Genomic DNA, 21565 nt, shown 5'->3' with positions numbered 1-21565 from the left:
TACTCTATAACCACACTAAACAACTGAATAACCAACCTTTTAATTAGAGCCAAAAACCTTGTAAGTACAAGGAGGAAATACTCCTTTTTTTTAAAAAAAAGCGACTGGTCGCATAGTTATCGCATAGTGATGGCATAGTGCTCGCATAATTTTACGCTTATTTTATGCGATCACTATGGAATCAGTATCCTATTATCTAATGACCATATCAATTATAGATCAAAAAAAAGGGCCCTCAGTAATGAGAGCCCTTATATAAGTGTACTTATAATCTTACTTTACATGTAAAACAAAGTAATTTTTCTTTCCTTTTTGTAATAATACAAATTGATTATTAATCAGATCTTTTGTAGTTATTACATAGTCTTCAGCCACTTTCTCTTTGTTCACAGAGATAGAGTTAGCTTGTAGCGAACGACGAGCATCACCATTAGAAGATGCCAAGTCAGAGTTAGCTGCTAATGCATCTACAATATTTAATCCTGCCTCGATATCAGCCTTTGCCACTTCTGATTGTCCAACTCCATCGAATACTTCTAAGAAAGTCTTCTCATCTAATTGTTTTAAATCTTCTGTAGAAGAGTTACCGAATAAGATATTAGATGCTTTGATAGCATTGTCTAACTGCTCTTGACCGTGTACCATAATCGTTACTTCTTCTGCTAGACGACGCTGTAACACACGTAAATGTGGAGCCTCAGCATGTTCTTTCACTAATGCTTCAATGTCTTCTCTAGAGATGAATGTAAAGATCTTGATATAACGCTCTGCATCAGCATCAGGCACGTTTAACCAATATTGGTAGAATTTATATGGAGAAGTGTACTCTGCAGACAACCAAATATTACCCCCTTCTGACTTACCAAATTTAGTTCCGTCAGCTTTAGTAATCAATGGACAAGTAAGCGCATACGCTTTCTCGCTAATTGTTCTACGGATTAACTCTGTACCAGTAGTGATATTTCCCCATTGGTCAGATCCTCCCATTTGTAATGTAATATTATTCTCTTTGTATAAATGCAAAAAGTCATATCCTTGCATTAACTGATAACAGAACTCTGTAAAAGACATTCCATCTTGGAACTCACCGTTTAGACGTTTCTTTACAGAATCTTTCGCCATCATATAGTTCACCGTGATATGCTTACCTACTGTACGGATAAACTCTAAGAAAGAGAAATCCTTCATCCAGTCATAGTTATTTACTAACACAGCAGCATTCTCAGCACCTGAATTAAAATCTAAGAAACGACTTAATTGTTCTTTAATTGCGTTTTGATTATGACGTAAAGCTTCTTCGTCTAATAAGTTTCTTTCATTAGACTTTCCTGAAGGGTCACCTACCATACCAGTAGCACCTCCCACAAGAGCATAAGGTTTATGTCCAGCTAATTGAAAGTGTTTCAATAGCATTACTCCTACTAAATGTCCAATATGCAATGAATCGGCTGTTGGGTCAATTCCCACATACGCAGCACGCATTTGCTCCAACAAATGTTCTTCAGTGCCTGGCATTACGTCGTGGAGCATTCCTCTCCAAGTCACTTCTTCAATAAAATTCTTCATTTAAATAAATTTTACACAAAGATAGCTCAAAACCTTAGCTTATGGAATAAAAATTCTCAAACACTGCATTTTTATAGGTTTTCTACATTTATCCTTTAAGAACTAATAATAGGGGCGTTAGAATTCAACTTTATTTCATAATTTTTCACTATGTAAAACATATAACTTACTTTTGTCTAAATATGATACTAGTAACAGGAGGTACAGGCTTAGTAGGCGCGCATTTATTATTACATCTTCTTCAGTCAGAAGGTGCAGTCCGTGCTATTTACAGAAATGAGGATAGTATTAAAAAAACGAAGAACCTCTTTATTTTAAACAATCAAGAAGCTCTGTTCTTAAAAATAGAATGGGTTAAAGCTGATCTAATAGATGTACCTGCCTTAGAAAAAGCCTTTGTAGGAGTTGACTATGTGTATCACTGTGCAGCTCTAGTCTCTTTTGAACCTAAAGATGAAAAAAAACTTCGCAAGACCAATATAGAAGGTACCGCTAATATCGTGAACCTATCTATCGCGTTTAATGTAAAAAAACTGTGCTATGTAAGTTCTATCGCTGCCTTAGGCGAAACGCTAGCCAAAGATAAAATCATTACAGAAAAGACAGATTGGAACCCTGAGCTCTATCATGGAGACTATGCCATCACTAAATATGGAGCCGAAATGGAAGTATGGAGAGGTACACAAGAAGGACTAGATGTAGTCATCGTCAATCCTGGTATAGTATTCGGACGTGGCTTCGGTTATGAAGGTAGTGGGGCATTCTTCCAAAAAGTAAAGAAGGATTTTCCTTTCTACACTACAGGTATTGCTGGAATCGTAGGAGTAAATGATGTCGTAAAAGCTATGCGTCTGCTCATGATCAGTAATGTCAGAAACGAGAGATTTGCATTAGTCTCTAATAATATTACTTACCAAGAGCTAATCAATCATATTGCAGACTTAATGGGTAAGAAACATCCTAGTATCCATGTGTCGCGTACATCAAGTCTATTCGCATGGAAGTTAGACAACCTCGTATCTATGATAACGAGAAAAAAAAGAAGCTTTACACGATCAATCGCGCAAGCTTCTCATTCTTCTTATATTTATGACTGTACAAAAATTAAAAACACTATTGAATTTGATTTCGAAGACTATCGTTCTTTTCTTGGTCCGATTGTACAGTATCATCAAGCTTAATTTCTTCTTTATTTAACTCCTCTTGGGATTTAGATAATAAGGAGTCTGCTACTACTTTAGCAGCTTCTAGACGACTTAGAATATTATTTTGTATAGTGTGATACACACCACCTCCCAGCTCTACATAATATCTATTATTCGACACAAAAGTAAGACTGTCTATATCATACTTCTTAAAGACAGCATTAACGTTAAGTCTTTTTAGAGTATCTTCTCTGCTATACGCACTTACACTTTCTATAGAGTATAACAATGCCATATCATACAAAATATCTTCCATCTTTTGTTGTTCTATAAACGGAGACGGTTTTACTACATCACTCTTACATGACATAAGTATAAACACAGCTAATATTGCTAAGTATTTGTTCATCTATTCTCTTAATTTTATCTTACGAATAATAATCGTTGTCCTTTATGTTCTTCTTTAACCTTGTCATTCTCATAAGCTAAGAATCCATTTACAAAAGTATGTGTAATTTTAGAACTAAATTTCTCTCCTTCGAATGGAGACCAACCACATTTATATAAAATATTATCTTTATTTACTTCCCAGTCATGATTCACGTCTACGATAGCTATATCAGCATGATACCCCTCTTTTACATAACCGCGTTTCTCTACTTGAAATAAAATAGCAGGGTTGTGTGCTGTTTTTTCTACGATCTTTTCTATACTAATTTTGCCTTGTTTAGAAGCTTCGAATAACGAAACTAAAGCATGCTGTACCAATGGTCCTCCAGACGGAGCAGAAGAATAAGCCTTGCTCTTCTCTTCTAAGGTATGAGGTGCATGATCAGTAGCGATAACATCAATTCTATCATCTAGTAATGCCTTCCAAAGACCATCTCTATCAGCTTCTGTTTTAACAGCAGGATTCCACTTGATAAAATTACCTTTTTTATCATAATCTTTATCCGTGAACCACAAGTGATGAACACATACCTCTGCCGTAATCTTTTTATCCTTCAGTGGAATATCATTTCTGAACAGCTCTGTCTCTTTAGCTGTAGAAAGGTGGAATACATGTAATCTAGCTCCTGTTTTCTTTGCTAATTCTATTGCTTTAGAAGAAGATAAATAACAAGCCTCTTCACTTCGAATAATCGGGTGATACTTCACAGGGATATCTTCTCCGAATTCTTCTTTATACTTCGCTAAGTTAGCTTTAATCGTTCCTTCGTCTTCTGCGTGTACAGCGATAAGCATAGAAGTACTCGAAAAGATTTTTTCTAATACATCTTGTCTATCTACTAACATATTTCCAGTCGATGAACCTAAGAAAAGCTTAATCCCCGCTACATTGCGTGGGTTTGTTTTTAGCAGTTCTTCTAAGTTATCATTTGTTCCACCCATCATAAATGAATAGTTGGCAAACGATTTAGTAGCAGCGATCTGATACTTCTGTTCTAACAATTCTTGAGTTACCGCATTAGGCACTGTATTAGGTTGTTCTATAAAAGAAGTAATCCCTCCAGCAATAGCTGCTCTAGACTCAGATTCTATATCACCTTTATGAGTCAATCCAGGTTCTCTAAAATGCACTTGATCATCTATCATACCAGGGATAACATAATTCCCTTTTGCATCAACAATAGTTACATCATTAGAAACTTCGATATTAGAAGCTACTTTAGCAATAAAGCCATTCTCAATTAAAACATCTGCTTCTACAATAGTCCCTTCGTTTACGACTTTTCCGTTTTTAATTAAATAGTGTGTCATTATAGTGTGTTTAGTAGTTTACGTATACGTAGATTAATAACGCCAAAAACAGCTTCTTTGATAATTCCTCCAGACATTTTAGACTCTCCCCTAGTTCTATCTGTAAAAATAATAGGTACTTCAGTAATCGAAAAATTCTTCACATAAGTACGATACTTCATTTCTATCTGAAAAGCATACCCAACAAAACGAACTTTCTCAAAGTCAAAACTCTCTAATACTTTACGCGAAAAACAGACAAAGCCAGCTGTAGTATCTTTAATATTCATCCCTGTAATCATTCTAACATAGATAGAAGCTCCATAGGATAGCAAGACACGATTTAAAGGCCAGTTTACAACATTTACTCCTGTCACATATCTAGAACCTATAGCTAAGCCTTGATTCGCTTTACAAGCCTCTAAAAGTTTAGGAAGGTCGTTGGGATTATGAGAAAAATCTGCATCCATTTCAAAAACATAGTCATAGTCACGAGCCAGAGCCCATTTAAAACCATGTACATAAGCTGTTCCTAGACCATTCTTACCTTCTCTCTTCTCTAGAAACAAAGATTCTGGATACTTCTTTTGCAACTCTTCAACTGCAGCTGCAGTACCATCAGGGGAATTATCATCAACAATCAGAACATGAAAATGCTGAGGCAATGCCATGACAGCATCGATAATCAATTCTATATTTTCAATTTCATTATATGTTGGTATAATGACAAGTCCTGACTCCATTTTTTAAAACGTTTGCCACAAAAATAACCTTTTTCTAGAAAGTTATCACTTAAATAAAATACAAAGTCAATCTAAAAGGTTTTTTTGCTAATTTTGCAGATATTATGGAGAATCTAATACTTATCGAGCGTGTACTCCCTAGTAAAGATTGGGCAACAGTCCTATTCTTTATCGGATTCTCTATTATTGCTGTTAACCGTACTATCTTTGGAGTCCGATTTTCTGAATTTACAAAACTAGCTGCCTCTAATAAGTATTTAAAAATCTATAAGGATAATACAAACTTAAGAAACAGTTTTACCTTATCTTTTTTACTTGTACAGCTTTTATCTATTACTTTCTTTATACAAATCACTTTAAAGGCTTTCGAATTACTACCAGATTACAATTTTGGTTCGTTCTTAATGATTTTAAACTTTGTAACAACGTTTATCATCGGAAAGTATTTAATAGATAAGATTATATCAACAACATTTGGTATAGACGAATTTTCGGATGCGTTAAATCTACAAAAAGCTACCTATCGAAATTATATAGGAATGTTACTGTTAGCAGTAGACGTTCTTTTATTCTACAACAATATAACCAACAAACTTATAATTGGATTCATGTTGATTGCATTAATCGCAACAAATATCCTTTTATACGTTCTTTTTATAAAAAACAACCAAAAATCAATAATAAATAAGGTGTTCTATTTTATTTTGTATCTTTGCACCCTTGAAATAGCTCCTTATCTATTATTATATTTCTGGTTAAAAGATTACGGAGCATTATAAGAAAAAGTACAATTATGAAAGTGAAAACAATTTTGGTTTCTCAACCAGAGCCTAAAGTAGAAAACTCACCTTACTTCGAATTAGAGCAGAAATTCAAAGTAAAAATTGACTTTAGACCCTTCATCCACGTAGAAGGTGTACCAGCCAAAGAGGTAAGACACCAAAAGATTGATTTAAACAATTACACTGCTATTATTCTAACTAGTAAGAACTCTGTAGACCACTTTTTCCGCGTAGCAGAAGAAATGAGATATAAAGTTCCTGAAACACTTAAGTACTTCTGCCAATCAGAGGCAGTAGCATATTATTTGCAAAAATATGTGGTGTATCGCAAAAGAAAAATCTATGTAGGTCAAAAAGACTTTGCAGAATTAGCTCCTTTGATTAAGAAGTATAAAGACGAGACTTTCTTACTTCCTGCTTCAGATCAGTTAAATCACGATGTTCCAACTACCTTAAATGATTTAAAAGTAAATTGGACTCCTGGTACATTCTATCGCACTGTTATGAGTGATCTATCAGACCTAGCAGATGTTAAGTATGATGTTTTAGCTTTCTTTAGCCCTACAGGTATTAAATCTCTATTCAAAAACTTCCCTGACTTTAGTCAAGATAACACTAGAATAGCTGTATTTGGAACTACAACACAGAAAGAAGCTTTAGACAATAACTTAAGAGTAGACATTATGGCTCCTGCACCAGGAACACCATCTATGACTATGGCTTTAGAAAAATACATTCAACAAGTAAATAAATAATATCCTATTTATATTATAAAAAAACCACCTATTTAAGAGGTGGTTTTTTTATACCTTTAAAATAAAAGCACACAACTCAATTAAGGATAAAAAAAAGGAGATGACATAGTCATCTCCTTTTTATATAGTTATAGATTATATTATAATTGAGGTCCAGCAGCTACTAGAGCTTTACCTTCTTCATTATTAGAATATAATTTAAAGTTTTCTACGAATAATCCAGCTAATTCTTTTGCTTTCTCTTCCCATTCAGAAGCTTCAGCATACGTATTACGAGGATCTAAAATATTTGTATCTACTCCTTCTAAAGCTGTTGGTACAGCGAAGTTATAGATAGGTACAATAGTAGTCTCAGCATTCTCGATAGAACCATCTAAGATACGATCAATGATAGCTCTAGTATCCTTAATAGAAATACGCTTACCAGTACCATTCCATCCTGTGTTTACCATATAAGCAGTAGCATTGTGCTCTTCCATTTTCTTCACTAGCTCCTCACCGTATTGAGTTGGGTGTAGAGATAAGAAAGCTTTACCGAAACAAGCAGAGAACGTAGGCTCTGGCTTAGTTACTCCACGCTCAGTACCAGCTAACTTAGCAGTAAATCCTGATAAGAAGTAGTATTTAGTTTGCTCTGGAGTTAACTTAGAAACTGGAGGCATTACACCAAAAGCATCTGCAGTTAAGAAGATTACTTTAGTAGCATGTCCAGCTTTAGACACAGGCTTAACAATATTCTCGATATGTTCGATTGGGTAAGATACACGTGTATTTTGTGTTACAGAACCATCGTTAAAGTCAATAACACCATTAGCATCAACAGTAACGTTCTCTAATAAAGCATCACGACGGATAGCCCCATAGATATCTGGTTCATTCTCTTTGCTCAAGCTGATTGTCTTAGCGTAGCAACCTCCTTCGAAGTTAAATACACCTTCGTCATCCCATCCGTGCTCATCGTCTCCGATTAACTCACGTTTTGGGTCAGTTGATAAAGTTGTTTTACCTGTACCTGATAATCCAAAGAATACAGCTACGTCACCATCTTTACCTTTGTTAGCAGAACAGTGCATAGCAGCCATTCCTTGAAGAGGTAAATAGTAGTTCATCATTGCGAACATACCTTTTTTCATCTCACCACCGTACCAAGTACCACCGATAACTTGAATTTTCTCAGTCAAGTTGAACGCAATATAAACCTCAGAGTTTAATCCGTAATCTTTATAATCTTTAAAAGTAGTTTTAGAACCGTTCATTACTACGAAGTCTGGCTCACCGAAGTTAGCTAACTCTTCTGCAGTAGGACGGATAAACATATTAGTTACGAAGTGCGCTTGCCACGCTACTTCCATAATAAATCTAACTTTTAAACGAGTATTCTCGTTAGCTCCACAAAATGCATCAACAACGAATAATCTTTTACCAGATAACTGATTAACAGTATTCTCTTTTAAAGCATTCCAAGTTCTGTTGTCGATTGGTTTGTTGTCATTTGGAGATTCTGGTGAATTCCACCATACTGTATTTTCTGTAACTGAATCTTTAACGATGTATTTATCTTTAGGAGAACGTCCTGTAAACTCTCCAGTCATTACGTTAACTGCACCTAGCTCAGTTACAACTCCTTTATCATACCCTGTCAAGTTAGGGTTAGTTTCTTCTTTATATAAAACGTCGTACGAAGGATTATAAATTACCTCTACAACATCTTTAATACCATATTTTTCCAGTGAAATTGATTCAGAAATATCCATTTTCATTATTTAGGTTGTGTATTAATTTGTTTGCAAACTTAGAAATAAATTTAAAATATAAATATACAAAAGAATTATTTAATCATGTTTTTACTTTTATACGCCTGAATTCCAGCATATAGCCATGCAACAATGAACAATACCCCTCCTACAGGAGTAATTGGCCCAATAACTCTTAAGTCTATGGTTATCATATCTTTAAAGGTAAGAAGGTATATAGAACCGCAGAAGAACAATATTCCAAACAAAACCAGATACATAACTATTTTTTTAGCCTTGTCTGAAAATATTCCGCATATACCTATAAAAAGTAAAAAAAGTGCGTGGTACATTTGGTAACGAACGCCTATTTCAAAAGTAGCCACTTGAGCTTCTGTTACAACTTTCTTTAGACCGTGAGCTCCAAAAGCCCCTAGCACAATACCAATTGCGCCGATTATAGCAGCTATAAATATAACTTTTCGTCCCATTTATTTTTCTTTCAAATATACAACTTATCAGACAAATAGCACATTAAAAAATTTGTAGAATTTAATCTATTTATGGAACTACTAATTTTGTATCTTGAAAAACCAACCAGAATATTATGACAAAAGAAATTTTAATCGTAGGAGCAGGTAGATCCAGCTCTTCATTAATCAAGTATCTCTTAGACAAATCAGAGTCAGAGAACTTACACCTTACTATAGGAGATCTATCTCTAGAATCTGCACAACAAAAAGCGATGAATCACCCAAATGCTACTGCAATCGCATTTGACCTATTCAACGAAACAGAACGACAAAGTTTAGTGCAAAAAGCAGACATCGTAGTCTCAATGCTACCTGCCATATATCACTTAGAACTAGCTAAAGACTGTGTGAAATATAAAAAACACATGGTTACGGCATCTTACATCAGCCCTGCTATGCAAGAACTCAATGAAGAGGTAACTAAGAACAATCTCATCTTCATGAACGAAATAGGCTTAGACCCAGGTATAGATCATATGAGTGCGATGAAGATCATACACGATATCCAAAAGAAAGGAGGCAAAGTCATCTCTTTTGAATCTTTCTGTGGTGGACTAATCGCTCCAGAATCTGACAATAATCTATGGAATTATAAATTCACTTGGAACCCTCGCAATGTAGTATTAGCAGGACAAGGTGGTGCGGCTAAATTCTTACAAGAAGGTCAATATAAATACATTCCTTACAACAAAGTATTTAGACGTACTGAGTTTTTAGATGTAGAAGGATATGGAAAGTTTGAAGCGTATGCTAATAGAGATTCACTAAAATACAAAGATGTCTATGGACTTCACGATGCTAAGACCATCTTTAGAGGGACTATCAGAAGAGTAGGATACTCTAGAGCTTGGAATCTTTTTGTAGAATTAGGAATAACAGATGATAGCTATACTATTGATAATTCTGAAGAGATGTCTTACAGAGAGTTTATCAACTCATACTTGCCCTATCACCCTACCGATACTGTAGAGACCAAACTAAGATTAGCACTAGGTATTGACCAAGATGACATTATATGGGATAAACTATTAGAGTTAGACCTATTCAACCCAACTAAAAAAATAGGATTAAAAAAAGCGACTCCAGCACAGATCTTAGAGAAGATACTAAGCGACTCTTGGTCATTAAGTCCTGAAGATAAAGACATGATCGTTATGTACCACAAGATAGGATACGAACTACATGGGCAGAATCATCAGATAGACTCTCGTATGGTCTGTATAGGAGATAATCAGATCTATACTGCTATGGCTAAGACAGTAGGTCTTCCTGTAGCTATCGCTACTCTAAAAATCTTAAAAGGAATCATCACCACACCAGGTGTACAGATGCCTATAGAAGAGGAAGTGTATAGTCCTATTCTGAAAGAACTAGAAGAGAATGGCATTCACTTTATAGAAGAAGAAGTTCCATATTCAGGATATAACTAACTAAAAAAGCTCCACTATCGGAGCTTTTTTACTATATCTTATTTCGGGATAGAACTAATCAATCCTTTTGTGTAAGCTGTCTTAGGGTGAGTATATAATTCATCTGCCTCGCCTATCTCCTCTATCTTACCTTTATTCATCACCATCACCTGATCAGACATATACTTTACTACAGATAGATCATGAGATATAAATATATAGGTAAAGTTATACTTATCCTTTAAATCGTTTAGTAGATTCAGCACCTGAGCTTGTACAGATATATCTAGTGCAGACACAGACTCATCGCAGATGATCAGTTTAGGTTGCACAGCTATCGTCCTAGCGATACCGATACGCTGTCTCTGCCCTCCAGAGAACTCATGTGGATAACGACTAAATACAGATTCGTCTAGCCCTACTCGGTACAGTATTTCTATTACTCTCTCCTTTCTATCCGCATCACTACTTCCTATCTTGTGTACCTTCATAGGTTCTAAGATTGCCTCACCTACGGTCAGACGAGGGTTTAAAGACGAATAAGGATCTTGAAATATAATCTGTATATCTTTTCTAAACACCCTAAACGCTTTAGAAGAAAGCTTCGTGATGTCTTGACCTTTATAGAATATCTGTCCTTTAGTAGCTCTATCTAGTTGTAGAATGACATTGCCTAATGTAGATTTACCACACCCACTCTCTCCTACTAGTCCAAGAGTCTCTCCTTCATAGACATTAAAGCTGATGTCTTGTAACGCATGGAACACCCCTTTTTTAAACAGCCCTCCATTAATGACATAATCCTTAAACACATTCCTAATCTCTAGCAACGGAGCATTACTGTATAATTTCTCTAATCTATCTTTTCTATCCTCAGTAGTCACCACATCTCTAACCACCTTATTATTCAGGAAGTCTCCTATGGTAGACAGTCTTTTTAGTCGCTCTGTAAGAGAAGGTCTAGATGCTACTAAGGCTTTGGTATACATATCTTGTGGATGGTTAAACACTTCTGTTGACTTTCCTTGTTCTACGATATCCCCTTTATACATCACTAGAATACGGTCACTGATAGACGACACTAGATTCAGATCATGAGAGATAAATAAGATACTCATCTTATTATCGCGCTGTAGATCTTTCAGTAGATTAATGATTTCGTTTTGCACAGTCACATCTAATGCTGTCGTAGGCTCATCAGCTATCAGTAGCTTAGGCTTACACGCCACCGCCATTGCGATCATGACTCTTTGCTTTTGTCCACCAGAGATTTGGTGAGGATATTTAGTATAAACTTGATTAGGATTCGGCAATTTAACTCTATCAAAAAGGCGCAACACCTCTTCTCTTAAAGCCTTTCCTTTGAGCGAAGTATGCTCTCGAAGTATCTCAGCTACCTGTTCGCCACAAGTAATAGAAGGATTTAGAGCACTCATCGGCTCCTGAAATATCATAGATATCTGAGCTCCACGCAACAGTCGGAACTCACTATCTGTATTATGCGTAATATCATTTCCTTCAAACACGATATTACCCGAGCTAATACGAGATATCTCTCGAGGCAATAGCCCCATTAATGCAAGTGATGTAACTGACTTACCAGAACCCGACTCTCCTACTACACCAAGAATCTCGTTTGCATAAATATCAAAAGAACTCCTTTTGATAATAGTATTCCAAGATTTCTCTTTCAGAAAATCGATTTGTAAATCCTTTACAGATAATATAGGTATATCTTCTTTCATTTTTAATATTCAGTACGATCACTAGAATAACAAAAATATATAATAATTGTGATATAGTATAAGCTATCTAATAAACTAATTAAACATCTATACTATACCACAATTTTTACAGAATATACAGACATACTATGCTACTTTTACTTGGTCATATTCCTTGACTAACGTAACGATAGTAGGAGTTTTTTCTTTAAAATTTGCAAACATTGGACAAGCTGATTTTACAGCATCCAACCATTCTTTTAGCAACACTATAGATGCCTCAGAAGTAGGTTTTACGATTACATCTACTCTGTTGAAGTGGTCTAAACTATCCTTTTCGAACCCCTCTCCTTTTATCACACCAGATACTTCTATCTGGATAGACTTTAGATCTAACCCCAATGTATTACCGATTAATTTTCCCACTGCGTGGATACTACCTGCTAGCTTAGCTAATAGCAACTCTGCAGAGTTCGCATTCACGTCTCTTACTAGTTCTCTTCCATCTTTCACTGTGAAAGAGTAGTTGGCTGTCTTTACAGCGAATTGTTGCTCCCTTACTGAGAAGCCCAATACTTTTAAAACTTTACTTTCCATTCTCTTAATAATTTATAAAATTGACACTATACAAAAAGGCCCTTTCAGCTATCTGCCAAAAGGACCTTCTTATTAACTCTTAACTATAAAAATAGTATAATCAAAACAAGCTATCTCTCTTGGCTACATCTATATACATCGAATGCTTAGGAAAACAAATTTCCTTATACGATGTTGATGTTAATAGATTATAGACTAAATTCATTACTTTATTTTTATATGTTTCTTTCTTTAAAAAAAATAAGCCCCTGTGAGGTACAGAGGCTTATTAAATATCTTTATAATTATCCAAAGATAGCTCTATACCATAAACGATGCATTCTTCTTAGAGAATACACATTTTGTTGAATAAACCATATTTGAATAAATTATCTGCATTACTATTTTCTTATTTGAAGTCAAAATTAGAAAAAATTTATTTTAACAACAAGCACTAACCAATGTTTTTTAATATTTCTTTAACTTAAACAGAAAATATCTCGCTCTGACTTAATAGTTCCTCACGCTTAAATCTCAGCAAAACCTGTGCCACTGCTACCACATCTTTCTCACAATACACTATAATTCTGTCAATATCCTTATCTTCATAATACACCTTAGCCACCTCACTACCGTCTATATCATCTTTAGGAGAGGGTATACCCAATATTCTGGTCAAAAGCCTTAAAGATGTAAAATTTTTATAATCTCCTATCTTCCACATTTCCATAGTATCTAGATGATTCACCTCCCACGGTTTTTTCCCAATAATACACAGTTTATTGGGGATTTTTACCTCATTTATCAACATTCGCCTTACCACGAAGGGAATATCAAACTCCTTAATATTATGCCCACATAGAACGCGAGTAGGCTCATTAAAATACTCATCTATTAAATTAGAAAATTCTTGTAATAAATGGCGTTCCTCTCCTGCAAAGGACTTGACTCTAAACTGTCTATCTCCATTCTTATACGTGAAATATCCTACTGAGATACACACCACCTTACCAAACTCTGCCCAAATCCCTGCACGGTCATAAAACTCCTCTGCAGTCTGTCCATCTCTTCTCTGATAGGCCGTTTTGATATCATATAGATTTTGCATCTCCTCGTCTAGATCACTAAAAGCAGGTACTTCTGGCACTGTCTCAATATCAAAAAAGAGTAGACTATCTAGCATCACATTTCTAAGCATATCTTATTTCCTTTGGTTCAACATATTATAGGCCTCATCGATGTAAGTATATAGATCGTTACTATGAGGATCTTCCTCTGTCTGTAATCCCTTTAAGTGTCCTAGACGTACGATAATCACATTATCCTTAGGTGACACGATCACGAACTGTCCTAAATGACCTCGCATATAGAAGAAATCTTGTCCCTTGTGATTCACTAACCACCAGCCATAGCCATACTCAGGCGCATCTTTAAAACGCGGGGTAACTGACTTTTTAATAAATGTGCTGTCTAATATCTGTTCACCATTCCACAGCCCCTCGTCTTTATACAACTTACCAAATCTAGCAAAATCACGCGCATTACTCGTAAAACAACAGTATGACTTCTCTACCCCATCCCCTTCATGGTCTATCTGCCATAACGCTGGATTCTCTGCTCCCATAGGCTTCCAGAAATGTTCTGACACATAATCAGTCATATACTTACCAGTAGCTTTCTCTAACACCATCGTCAATAGCTCTGTATCTCCACTTTTATAAATAAACTCTTGCCCCGGCTTATCTTTTATCTCTAGATCTAGCATTACACTTCTTAGATCTTTATCAAAATAAGCTCTCGTCACCACTGAGAACGGACTGTAATATGCCTCATCCCAATCTAATCCTGATGCCATAGAAGACAGATCTCCTACAGTTACTTCGTCTTTATACTTTCCTTTTAACTCTGGCAAGAATTCTATTACCTTCTGATCAAGGCTCTTGATCTCTCCCCTCTGTAATGCTTTACCTAAGGCAGCAGATACGATACTCTTAGCCATCGAGAATGAGTTGGTATAAGAGTCCTTTCCATACCCGTCATAATAAGCCTCGTAGAAGATACTATCATTCTTTATGACTAAATAAGCTATAGACTCAAGTTCCTTATGGGTATTCTCTAAATTATCACTTGCTTTTATGGTATTATAATCCTTCGTGAATGCCCACGGCTGCCCTACATCATTCTTAATCTCTCTAGTCGGGAAATATTTATAATCATCTAAGAACGCTGTCTTATATCCATTAAAGTATATCGTACGCACCGCCGTAAAGAGGTAATCTACTTTAAATATATACATCAGTGCCACTACTAGTGCTATCAGAATCACTAGCCACTTCAGAACTTTCTTTAATACCTTCATAATAGTTTAAATAATTGGTTCCTATAAATTTAGAAAAATAAATCACTTCTTTGACAGTTATTTTTAATAACTCCTTTTAATATGATTACATCACGATGACTCAATTTGGAGTAATTGACTATTAATTCCCTTTTTGACCTATTATGAAGTTACAGTAATAGGATAATACTCTCTATATCAACACTTCATATTTAATAATATAGATAGCATTCGGATAGTGTTCGGAAATACCTTGTAAATACAAGGGTTAAGAAGTGCTTTTGCGAACTGTACTGATTCTCTACCCGAACTATCTATACAGTAGAACTGTAATATATATCGCTATTTATAGTCTAAACAAACTCTAAATAGACTAATAATCATAAATCTACAGGAGTATTTGGTCAGCGTACAATCTAAGATTATATTTGTGCCTTTAATTATTACTTGAATTTCGATTATGCATTTTATATCACCAGAGTTAGAAGATTATGCGGCAAGACACTCAGAAGATGAACCTGAGTTATTAGCCAAACTAGATAAAGAAACGTATCAAAAAGTACTACAGCCTAGAATGCTAAGTGGTCACTTCCAAGGTCGTTTTTTGAGTATGATCTCTAAGCTAGTTAACCCTCAGCATATATTAGAGGTAGGTACATTCACTGGATATGCTACACTATCACTAGCAGAAGGACTGAGAGCTGATGGTACTATCGATACGATAGATGTAAATGAAGAGTTAGTAGACTTTCAACGAAAATACTTCGATATGTCTGACTATGGGCATCAGATCACCCAGCACTTAGGTAGTGCATTAGACATCATCCCTACTTTAGATAAGAAGTTTGACCTAGTGTTTCTAGATGCAGATAAAAAGAATTACACAAACTACTTTCACCTAATCATCGAGAAGATGAATAAGGGCGGGATCATCCTATCTGACAATGTTCTATGGTCTGGGAAGGTAGTAGAAGATATTAAATGGAATGATAGAGCTACTATAGAGATCGATCAGTACAATAAGTTACTAAAAGACGATCCTCGTGTAGAGACTATATTATTACCGATAAGAGATGGACTTACAGTATCTAGAGTACGATAATAAAAAAGGCTTAGAATCTAGATTCTAAGCCTTTTTTTAATGTTAGTTATACTAACTTATATTTCTTTTCTACCCATTTAAATCCTTGGTAGAATAATGTTCCTGTGGTAAGTCCTGCACACATTCCTACGAAAATGTCTGTAGGGAAATGCAATGACAAGTAGATTCTACTATATGCAAATACGAGTGGGAATATAAATACCAAAAACGCGTACTTATAATATCTTCTCAATATTAAGAATAAGAACAGCATCGTCGCAGTAGAGTTAGAAGCATGTCCTGAGAAGAAACTCAGTGAGCTACTACACTTCACTACTCTAAGCATAGCTCTGATATCCTCTGTATTACACGGTCTAGGACGAGCTACCGCACTTTTGACTAGATTAGTAAACTGGTCTGTAAAGGCGATAAGTCCTGCTATGAACAGTAGGATAATACCTAGTGTCTTTAGAGACACCTTCTTATATACTAGATAAAGTAATAAGAGATAAAACGGAAGCCAGTTAAGCTGCTTCGTGATAAATAACCAGAATGGGTCAAATGTAGGAGTCCCTAAATTGTTTAAGAACAGCATTAGTTCCTTATCCCACTGTACAATTGTTTCTAACATTAAAGTTGTCTTTTTATCGGCCCTGTAATATTCTCAATATCCTCTTTTTGCTTCTCTACTTCATTCTGAATATCCTTCATAGGATTAATATCTATATCGAAAGTCTCTGTTATCTCTTTTTTAATACCAGATTCTTCTGCACTCTTATTGATTTCGTGTTTGATATCGTTTGTTGCATTCTTTAACTGAGCCATAAACTTACCAAAGGTACGTGCCATCTCCGGAACCTTATCAGAACCAAACAACATTAAGATTATTATAATGATGAAAAATATTTCACCCCCTCCGATTCCAAACATAAATATTCGTTTTTCTATTTATAAGATTACAAATCTACGAAGTTTATTAAATTCTCACATAGATTTTATCTAAAACCATTTGTTAAACTATTCTATTTTAGTCTGCTTCACTTCTAGATTCAATTTCTCATGTATCAGCTCTATAAACTCTAGTGCTAATTCTCCTGCTCTACTAGCGACTTTCTTTTCGTCTACTATATTTGTATTCAGAATAGAGGTCATTAGCTCATCTGTAGCTACATAGTAGGCAAACCCGTAGACATAATCTTTAGGTATACTATAATCCTTCGTTAACTTCTCTGGGCTAATATACATTAAGAACTTATCTTTTCGTCCTTCTTGTTTTTCATAAGCTAATGCTTTCTTCAGCATCTTAGTACGTCCAGAGATCATATTCACTATCGCATCTACAGAGATAAGTCCACTACCAGTAGTGGCAGTATATAACTTACGCTCAGCAGGAGTACGTATCTTGGTCCCTTTAGGTATCAGTCCTAGTGATTCTGAAGTAATCTTCGTGATTACTATTTCGTCTAACTCATAATAGAGTGAATTAGGCTCTAGTGGTATTAAAATAATATCTCTTTTTATATCTATATCGTCTAACTGATGTCTATATCCTAAAAAAAATGGCCCTGAAAACATAATCGTATCATTCTCCTGTGCCTTTAGTTTAAAATATCCTCCAGGAGCAGTCATAGTAGACTCTCCTGTATTAATATTCGCTACGTATACCCCATCTAATCTCTTCGTTCTAGATACAATCTTACCATCTACCATCTTTCTTTCTTGTGCAAAAACAACAGAAAAGTTCAATATTAATAGAAAGGCTACAAATATTCTCATCATTCCTTAATTATAATTGTAAAAATATTCCATTCTATAGGATACACAAATTTTCCCCTCGCAAACTTATGTTAAATATAGTCTTCCCTAACCTATCTATAGCTTTTATACTGACTACTAATATCACTCACATATTGAATAATACCCATAAAATCCTTGCGCTTCTAATCAATCTATTCCAGTTCTTTAAAAGGTCTATCCTTAATCACTTCTAAGAAGTCGACTGCTACAGGAGCAATCACCGTTTCTAAATAAGTAGTATCTACAGGCGTTACCTCGAGCGCTTCCTTTACCTTCTCATCATTCACAGCATAAAGAGCAAAACTCTCTACATAGTCATAAGGTATGTGATATTTATCTACCAATAGCTCATCACTTACATGGTCTAAAAACTTATCTGCTCTAAACCCCGCTCGCTCATAGACCAGTGCTTTTTTAAGCATCTTAGTCCTTCCGTTGAGCATATTGATTAAAGGCGCGATAAGGCCAGAGGTAGCATAAGCTAGCTGTTGTTCCATAGGACTAGGCCCTTTAGACTTATAAGTATATTTAGGATATGGAGACTTATTCTTTTTCGTAACAACTATTTCGTCCAATACCTCTCCTGTAGTATTTCTTTCTAACGAAAACAGAACAAGGTCTCTGTTTAGATCTACTTCATTAATTACATAGACGTGTAATAGATATGATAAACTTACGAATCTCAACGTATCATTCACTTCCCCTTTCACACTAAAGTACCCTTTATCATCAGAGAACTCAGAAACCCCTTTCGAAGTATTAATGACTAGTACTTCGTCTCTATCTCCATCTCTAAAAAGAATTTTTCCATTCAATGTTTTTAAACCTTCTTGAGCGAATACAAGTTCTACCAAAAGAAGAGCTATTATAATGGCAATGTATTTCATATTCTTCATATACTAGTTTATAAAGTGTTCACTCTTAAGCAAGCAAAGCATTGATCTGCCCTACTAACATGCTTAAAACTCAAAATAAGTATTCGATAAAACTTCCATCTAACCACTAACCATCTACCTCTATCACCTCAATCTCACCCCGATCTACTTAAATCTCTTATAACTCAGAGGTAAAAAAAGAAGAGAAGCTACTCCTCTTCTGTTCTTCTAGAACAAGTAATTATTACAAGACTGCTAAGAAGTATAAGGAAGCTATAATAGATTATTCTGTCTTCGTTTTGATCATTTCTAAAAAGTCTAACACCACCGGTGCTATCATTCTTTCTAAGAACTTTGTGTCTATCACAGTAGCATTCACGATATCTTTTATCTCTTCTCTAGACACAGCATAGTACGCGAAGCTCTCTACATAATCAGGTGGTATCTTATAATAATTGACTAATCTTTCTTCGTCTATTACACTTAATAACTTGTTGACCCTAAAACCTTCTCTCTCATACGCTAGATTCTTCTTAAGCATAGCTGTTCTACCTGATAACAAGTTCACTAGTGGATCTAATATTCCTGTGGTAGCAGTCCTGAGCTTTCGTTCTGCAGGGGTATATCTCTTAGTATACTTATTCGTAAATCCCAGCGCTCCAGCATCTATCTTAGTGATCAGAATCTCGTTTAATCTCGTACTTAAATCAGGTAAGGGTTCTAAAGGAAATAAGAGAACACCTCTTTTAGCATCCCCTTCTACTACGATATAAGTATATTCTATGTGATGCACACTACTAAAACGTATAGTATCTCGTGGTTCTCCATATATCTCAAAATAACCTTTCTTATCCGCTAATGTTGTTTTGTTCCTATTGATATTAGTGACTACAGTCCCATCTAACTCTCCTCCACGAGTGACTAGCTTACCACTTATCTGCCCACCTTGTTCTTGAGCCCAAGCATGTCCTACCCCTGCTAGCAATAGCAATAAAGTCAATAACCTCTGAATTACATTCATTACAATACTTCTATTTATCGGAAGATAATATTCTGCCTTTACAGCCTTATTTATGTTATACTAAATATGATCTAGTACACATATTATATTTCTTCTCCTTTTTTATTTTTAATCATTTCTAAAAACTCAAACACCACAGGCGTTAGATCTCTTTCTAACTCATTTAGATCAACTATCTTGGCATTGAGCAAATCTTTGATTCCTTCTTTTGTTACTGCATAATACGCAAATCCTTCTACATAATCTACAGGTATCTGATAATAATCTACTAATCGCTCATTCGTAATTGTCTCCAATAGTTTCTCTACTCTGTGGTCTGTCTTCTCATAAGCTAAGTTTTTCTTGAGCATACTCATTCTCCCTGACAGCATATTAATAAAGGGGTCTATTGGGATCATTCCTCCACCCGTTTTAGCAGTTCTAAGTTTGCGTTCTGCAGGAGTATACCTTCTCGTATACTTATCCGTAAAGCCTAGTGCATCACTATCTATCTTCGTGATGACAATCTCGTCAAGTCTATTGATACTGTATAGAGGTTCTAGAGGAAATAGCACAGGGCTGCGCTTGATATCAAATTCGTTGACTACATATTGATATTCTGTATGATTAGGACTGATAAATCTTATTGTATCATTAATATGACTACGGATAGAGAAATACCCTTTGTTATCAGATAGTACAGAAATCTCTTTTGAAGTATTTAAAATAACTATACCTTCAAATATGCCGTCTCTAGTCACAATCTTTCCATTAAGAACGGATGGGGAGTCCTGAGCAAAACAAATACTGCCTATCAAAAGCAGGATTATACTCAGGGCGTATTGAGCATGGTTCATGATAGTGTTTTTTAGTTAGGTGAACATTTGCAGGTGAAAAAGCAAATGTTCTATTTAAACGACTTATTTTTACAAAAATTATTTATCCACATGAAAAATCTAATTATTGCGAGTACTTCTACCATATATAATGGAACTTATCTAGAGTACTTATTACCGACTTTAAAAGAGCATTTTAAGAACATATCGACACTATTGTTTATCCCTTATGCTCGTCCAGGAGGAATCACACATGACCAATATACAGAAAAAGTAAAAGGTGCTTTTGCCACTATCAATATTGAGGTCAAAGGAATACATGAGTATCCAAATCCTATAGAAGCAGTACAACAAGCAGAAGCGATCTTCACAGGAGGAGGAAATACCTTCTTATTAGTACAACAACTATATAAGAATAATATTCTAAATACTGTTATAGATGCTGTAAATAACGGGACTCCATATCTAGGATGTAGTGCAGGAAGTAATATCTGTGGACTAACAATGGAAACGACTAATGATATGCCTATCGTGTACCCTCCTTCATTTAAGACATTTGGTTTTGTTCCATTTAATTTAAACCCTCATTATCTAGATCCTATCGAAGGCTCTACCCACATGGGAGAAACTAGAGAAACACGTATCAATGAGTTCCACGCTTTTAACACACAACCTGTAGTAGGACTTAGAGAAGGTAGTTGGCTAGAAGTAAAAGGAGATCAAATCACGCTAAAAGGTGAATTAGATGCTAGAATATTTGAACAAAATAAAGACGCTTATGAAGTAAAGACTAATACAGACTTAAGCCATCTTAACTAAACAAAAAAAGCCCTAACAAATGTTAGGGCTTTTTTATAGAGCGGAAGACGAGGCTCGAACTCGCGACAACCAGCTTGGAAGGCTGGAGCTCTACCAACTGAGCTACTTCCGCA

22 protein-coding genes and 1 tRNA gene are annotated in these 21565 nt (G+C 35.3%); 6 read left to right on the top strand and 17 right to left on the bottom strand.

The features are described from left to right. Positions 1 to 273 precede the first annotated feature (273 nt). Positions 274 to 1566, bottom strand: a complete 1293-nt coding sequence (gene tyrS, locus HX049_RS04000) for a tyrosine--tRNA ligase (RefSeq protein WP_286414254.1) — start codon at positions 1564 to 1566, stop codon at positions 274 to 276. A gap of 182 nt (positions 1567 to 1748) precedes the next feature. On the opposite strand from tyrS, the gene HX049_RS03995 reads away from it, so the two are divergent. Beyond that, the gene (locus HX049_RS03995) at positions 1749 to 2747 is read left to right on the top strand and encodes an NAD-dependent epimerase/dehydratase family protein (RefSeq protein WP_286414253.1); all 999 of its coding nucleotides are present in this window, start codon (positions 1749 to 1751) and stop codon (positions 2745 to 2747) included. On the opposite strand, the gene HX049_RS03990 is transcribed toward HX049_RS03995, so the two are convergent. Genes HX049_RS03990 through HX049_RS03980 form a run of 3 tightly spaced genes read right to left on the bottom strand, consistent with a single transcriptional unit; the run spans position 2680 to position 5194 of the window. Then, entirely contained in the window at positions 2680 to 3120 is a 441-nt protein-coding gene (locus tag HX049_RS03990) for a DUF4296 domain-containing protein (RefSeq protein ID WP_286414251.1), read from the bottom strand. The genes HX049_RS03995 and HX049_RS03990 overlap by 68 nt on opposite strands. A 14-nt stretch (positions 3121 to 3134) precedes the next feature. Then, the gene (locus tag HX049_RS03985) at positions 3135 to 4472 is read right to left on the bottom strand and encodes a dihydroorotase (protein ID WP_286414249.1); all 1338 of its coding nucleotides are present in this window, start codon (positions 4470 to 4472) and stop codon (positions 3135 to 3137) included. Next, positions 4472 to 5194 carry a polyprenol monophosphomannose synthase gene (locus HX049_RS03980; RefSeq protein WP_286414246.1) on the bottom strand — a complete coding sequence of 241 codons (723 nt, stop codon included), beginning with the start codon at positions 5192 to 5194 and terminating at the stop codon, positions 4472 to 4474. The genes HX049_RS03985 and HX049_RS03980 overlap by 1 nt, the downstream gene beginning before the upstream one ends. Before the next feature lie 104 nt (positions 5195 to 5298). On the opposite strand from HX049_RS03980, the gene HX049_RS03975 reads away from it, so the two are divergent. Both HX049_RS03975 and HX049_RS03970 read left to right on the top strand, forming a co-directional pair. Further along, the gene (locus HX049_RS03975) at positions 5299 to 5973 is read left to right on the top strand and encodes a DUF4271 domain-containing protein (RefSeq protein ID WP_286414245.1); all 675 of its coding nucleotides are present in this window, start codon (positions 5299 to 5301) and stop codon (positions 5971 to 5973) included. A gap of 14 nt (positions 5974 to 5987) precedes the next feature. Beyond that, positions 5988 to 6731: a uroporphyrinogen-III synthase gene (locus tag HX049_RS03970; protein ID WP_006259704.1), complete on the top strand. Its 744-nt coding sequence runs from the start codon at positions 5988 to 5990 to the stop codon at positions 6729 to 6731. A 140-nt stretch (positions 6732 to 6871) separates the two neighbouring features. Here the strand turns inward: HX049_RS03970 and pckA are convergent, their stop codons facing one another. Together pckA and HX049_RS03960 are read right to left on the bottom strand one after the other, a co-directional pair. Further along, complete coding sequence (pckA, locus tag HX049_RS03965) at positions 6872 to 8485, bottom strand: phosphoenolpyruvate carboxykinase (ATP) (RefSeq protein ID WP_286414243.1); 1614 nt, start codon at positions 8483 to 8485, stop codon at positions 6872 to 6874. 74 nt (positions 8486 to 8559) lie between these two features. Next, complete coding sequence (locus HX049_RS03960; RefSeq protein WP_286414241.1) at positions 8560 to 8955, bottom strand: DUF423 domain-containing protein; 396 nt, start codon at positions 8953 to 8955, stop codon at positions 8560 to 8562. A 116-nt stretch (positions 8956 to 9071) separates the two neighbouring features. Between HX049_RS03960 and HX049_RS03955 the strand changes: the two genes are divergently transcribed. Then, positions 9072 to 10427 carry a saccharopine dehydrogenase family protein gene (locus HX049_RS03955; protein WP_286414239.1) on the top strand — a complete coding sequence of 452 codons (1356 nt, stop codon included), beginning with the start codon at positions 9072 to 9074 and terminating at the stop codon, positions 10425 to 10427. 38 nt (positions 10428 to 10465) lie between these two features. Here HX049_RS03955 and HX049_RS03950 read toward each other — a convergent pair whose 3' ends face one another. The 4 genes from HX049_RS03950 to HX049_RS03935 form a co-directional block, all read right to left on the bottom strand. Continuing rightward, positions 10466 to 12151: an ABC transporter ATP-binding protein gene (locus HX049_RS03950; protein ID WP_286414238.1), complete on the bottom strand. Its 1686-nt coding sequence runs from the start codon at positions 12149 to 12151 to the stop codon at positions 10466 to 10468. Between the two features lie 126 nt (positions 12152 to 12277). Next, positions 12278 to 12727 carry an OsmC family protein gene (locus HX049_RS03945; protein ID WP_006259709.1) on the bottom strand — a complete coding sequence of 150 codons (450 nt, stop codon included), beginning with the start codon at positions 12725 to 12727 and terminating at the stop codon, positions 12278 to 12280. 463 nt (positions 12728 to 13190) lie between these two features. Beyond that, positions 13191 to 13904, bottom strand: a complete 714-nt coding sequence (locus HX049_RS03940; protein WP_286414237.1) for a 3'-5' exonuclease — start codon at positions 13902 to 13904, stop codon at positions 13191 to 13193. Between the two features lie 3 nt (positions 13905 to 13907). Then, complete coding sequence (locus HX049_RS03935; RefSeq protein WP_286414236.1) at positions 13908 to 15065, bottom strand: serine hydrolase domain-containing protein; 1158 nt, start codon at positions 15063 to 15065, stop codon at positions 13908 to 13910. Between the two features lie 439 nt (positions 15066 to 15504). Between HX049_RS03935 and HX049_RS03930 the strand changes: the two genes are divergently transcribed. After that, positions 15505 to 16146: an O-methyltransferase gene (locus tag HX049_RS03930; protein WP_286414235.1), complete on the top strand. Its 642-nt coding sequence runs from the start codon at positions 15505 to 15507 to the stop codon at positions 16144 to 16146. 46 nt (positions 16147 to 16192) lie between these two features. Here HX049_RS03930 and HX049_RS03925 read toward each other — a convergent pair whose 3' ends face one another. The 6 genes from HX049_RS03925 to HX049_RS03900 form a co-directional block, all read right to left on the bottom strand. Next, positions 16193 to 16756: a phosphatase PAP2 family protein gene (locus tag HX049_RS03925; protein WP_286414234.1), complete on the bottom strand. Its 564-nt coding sequence runs from the start codon at positions 16754 to 16756 to the stop codon at positions 16193 to 16195. Further along, the gene (locus HX049_RS03920; protein ID WP_286414232.1) at positions 16756 to 17055 is read right to left on the bottom strand and encodes a Sec-independent protein translocase subunit TatA/TatB; all 300 of its coding nucleotides are present in this window, start codon (positions 17053 to 17055) and stop codon (positions 16756 to 16758) included. Before HX049_RS03920 ends, HX049_RS03925 begins: the two co-directional genes overlap by 1 nt. An 87-nt stretch (positions 17056 to 17142) precedes the next feature. After that, positions 17143 to 17904 (bottom strand): hypothetical protein, encoded by a 762-nt coding sequence (locus HX049_RS03915; protein ID WP_286414230.1) that lies wholly within the window; start codon positions 17902 to 17904, stop codon positions 17143 to 17145. A gap of 170 nt (positions 17905 to 18074) precedes the next feature. Then, the gene (locus tag HX049_RS03910) at positions 18075 to 18818 is read right to left on the bottom strand and encodes a hypothetical protein (RefSeq protein WP_286414228.1); all 744 of its coding nucleotides are present in this window, start codon (positions 18816 to 18818) and stop codon (positions 18075 to 18077) included. Positions 18819 to 19080: 262 nt separating this feature from the next. Then, positions 19081 to 19818: a hypothetical protein gene (locus tag HX049_RS03905; RefSeq protein ID WP_286414226.1), complete on the bottom strand. Its 738-nt coding sequence runs from the start codon at positions 19816 to 19818 to the stop codon at positions 19081 to 19083. 83 nt (positions 19819 to 19901) lie between these two features. Beyond that, positions 19902 to 20654, bottom strand: coding sequence for a hypothetical protein (locus HX049_RS03900; protein ID WP_286414225.1), 753 nt, complete (start codon positions 20652 to 20654; stop codon positions 19902 to 19904). Positions 20655 to 20699: 45 nt separating this feature from the next. Between HX049_RS03900 and pepE the strand changes: the two genes are divergently transcribed. Next, positions 20700 to 21452, top strand: a complete 753-nt coding sequence (pepE, locus tag HX049_RS03895; protein WP_286414224.1) for a dipeptidase PepE — start codon at positions 20700 to 20702, stop codon at positions 21450 to 21452. 39 nt (positions 21453 to 21491) lie between these two features. Here the strand turns inward: pepE and HX049_RS03890 are convergent. Continuing rightward, a tRNA-Gly gene (locus HX049_RS03890) sits at positions 21492 to 21564 on the bottom strand. Between the last annotated feature and the right edge of the window lies 1 nt (position 21565).

This window comes from Myroides odoratimimus, assembly GCF_030326305.1.
GTDB classification, from domain to species: Bacteria; Bacteroidota; Bacteroidia; order Flavobacteriales; family Flavobacteriaceae; genus Flavobacterium; species Flavobacterium odoratimimum_A.
Note: the sequence above shows the minus strand (reverse complement) of the source record. Positions and strands in the feature narration are given on the sequence as shown.

Bases quoted from the DNA above. Each gene is read 5' to 3' on its own strand.
- tyrS (WP_286414254.1), bottom strand. From the start codon at position 1,566: ATGAAGAATTTTATTGAAGAAGTGACTTGGAGAGGAATGCTCCACGAC.
- HX049_RS03995 (WP_286414253.1), top strand. From the start codon at position 1,749: ATGATACTAGTAACAGGAGGTACAGGCTTAGTAGGCGCGCATTTATTA.
- HX049_RS03990 (WP_286414251.1), bottom strand. From the start codon at position 3,120: ATGAACAAATACTTAGCAATATTAGCTGTGTTTATACTTATGTCATGT.
- HX049_RS03985 (WP_286414249.1), bottom strand. From the start codon at position 4,472: ATGACACACTATTTAATTAAAAACGGAAAAGTCGTAAACGAAGGGACT.
- HX049_RS03980 (WP_286414246.1), bottom strand. From the start codon at position 5,194: ATGGAGTCAGGACTTGTCATTATACCAACATATAATGAAATTGAAAAT.
- HX049_RS03975 (WP_286414245.1), top strand. From the start codon at position 5,299: ATGGAGAATCTAATACTTATCGAGCGTGTACTCCCTAGTAAAGATTGG.
- HX049_RS03970 (WP_006259704.1), top strand. From the start codon at position 5,988: ATGAAAGTGAAAACAATTTTGGTTTCTCAACCAGAGCCTAAAGTAGAA.
- pckA (WP_286414243.1), bottom strand. From the start codon at position 8,485: ATGGATATTTCTGAATCAATTTCACTGGAAAAATATGGTATTAAAGAT.
- HX049_RS03960 (WP_286414241.1), bottom strand. From the start codon at position 8,955: ATGGGACGAAAAGTTATATTTATAGCTGCTATAATCGGCGCAATTGGT.
- HX049_RS03955 (WP_286414239.1), top strand. From the start codon at position 9,072: ATGACAAAAGAAATTTTAATCGTAGGAGCAGGTAGATCCAGCTCTTCA.
- HX049_RS03950 (WP_286414238.1), bottom strand. From the start codon at position 12,151: ATGAAAGAAGATATACCTATATTATCTGTAAAGGATTTACAAATCGAT.
- HX049_RS03945 (WP_006259709.1), bottom strand. From the start codon at position 12,727: ATGGAAAGTAAAGTTTTAAAAGTATTGGGCTTCTCAGTAAGGGAGCAA.
- HX049_RS03940 (WP_286414237.1), bottom strand. From the start codon at position 13,904: ATGCTTAGAAATGTGATGCTAGATAGTCTACTCTTTTTTGATATTGAG.
- HX049_RS03935 (WP_286414236.1), bottom strand. From the start codon at position 15,065: ATGAAGGTATTAAAGAAAGTTCTGAAGTGGCTAGTGATTCTGATAGCA.
- HX049_RS03930 (WP_286414235.1), top strand. From the start codon at position 15,505: ATGCATTTTATATCACCAGAGTTAGAAGATTATGCGGCAAGACACTCA.
- HX049_RS03925 (WP_286414234.1), bottom strand. From the start codon at position 16,756: ATGTTAGAAACAATTGTACAGTGGGATAAGGAACTAATGCTGTTCTTA.
- HX049_RS03920 (WP_286414232.1), bottom strand. From the start codon at position 17,055: ATGTTTGGAATCGGAGGGGGTGAAATATTTTTCATCATTATAATAATC.
- HX049_RS03915 (WP_286414230.1), bottom strand. From the start codon at position 17,904: ATGATGAGAATATTTGTAGCCTTTCTATTAATATTGAACTTTTCTGTT.
- HX049_RS03910 (WP_286414228.1), bottom strand. From the start codon at position 18,818: ATGAAGAATATGAAATACATTGCCATTATAATAGCTCTTCTTTTGGTA.
- HX049_RS03905 (WP_286414226.1), bottom strand. From the start codon at position 19,818: ATGAATGTAATTCAGAGGTTATTGACTTTATTGCTATTGCTAGCAGGG.
- HX049_RS03900 (WP_286414225.1), bottom strand. From the start codon at position 20,654: ATGAACCATGCTCAATACGCCCTGAGTATAATCCTGCTTTTGATAGGC.
- pepE (WP_286414224.1), top strand. From the start codon at position 20,700: ATGTTCTATTTAAACGACTTATTTTTACAAAAATTATTTATCCACATG.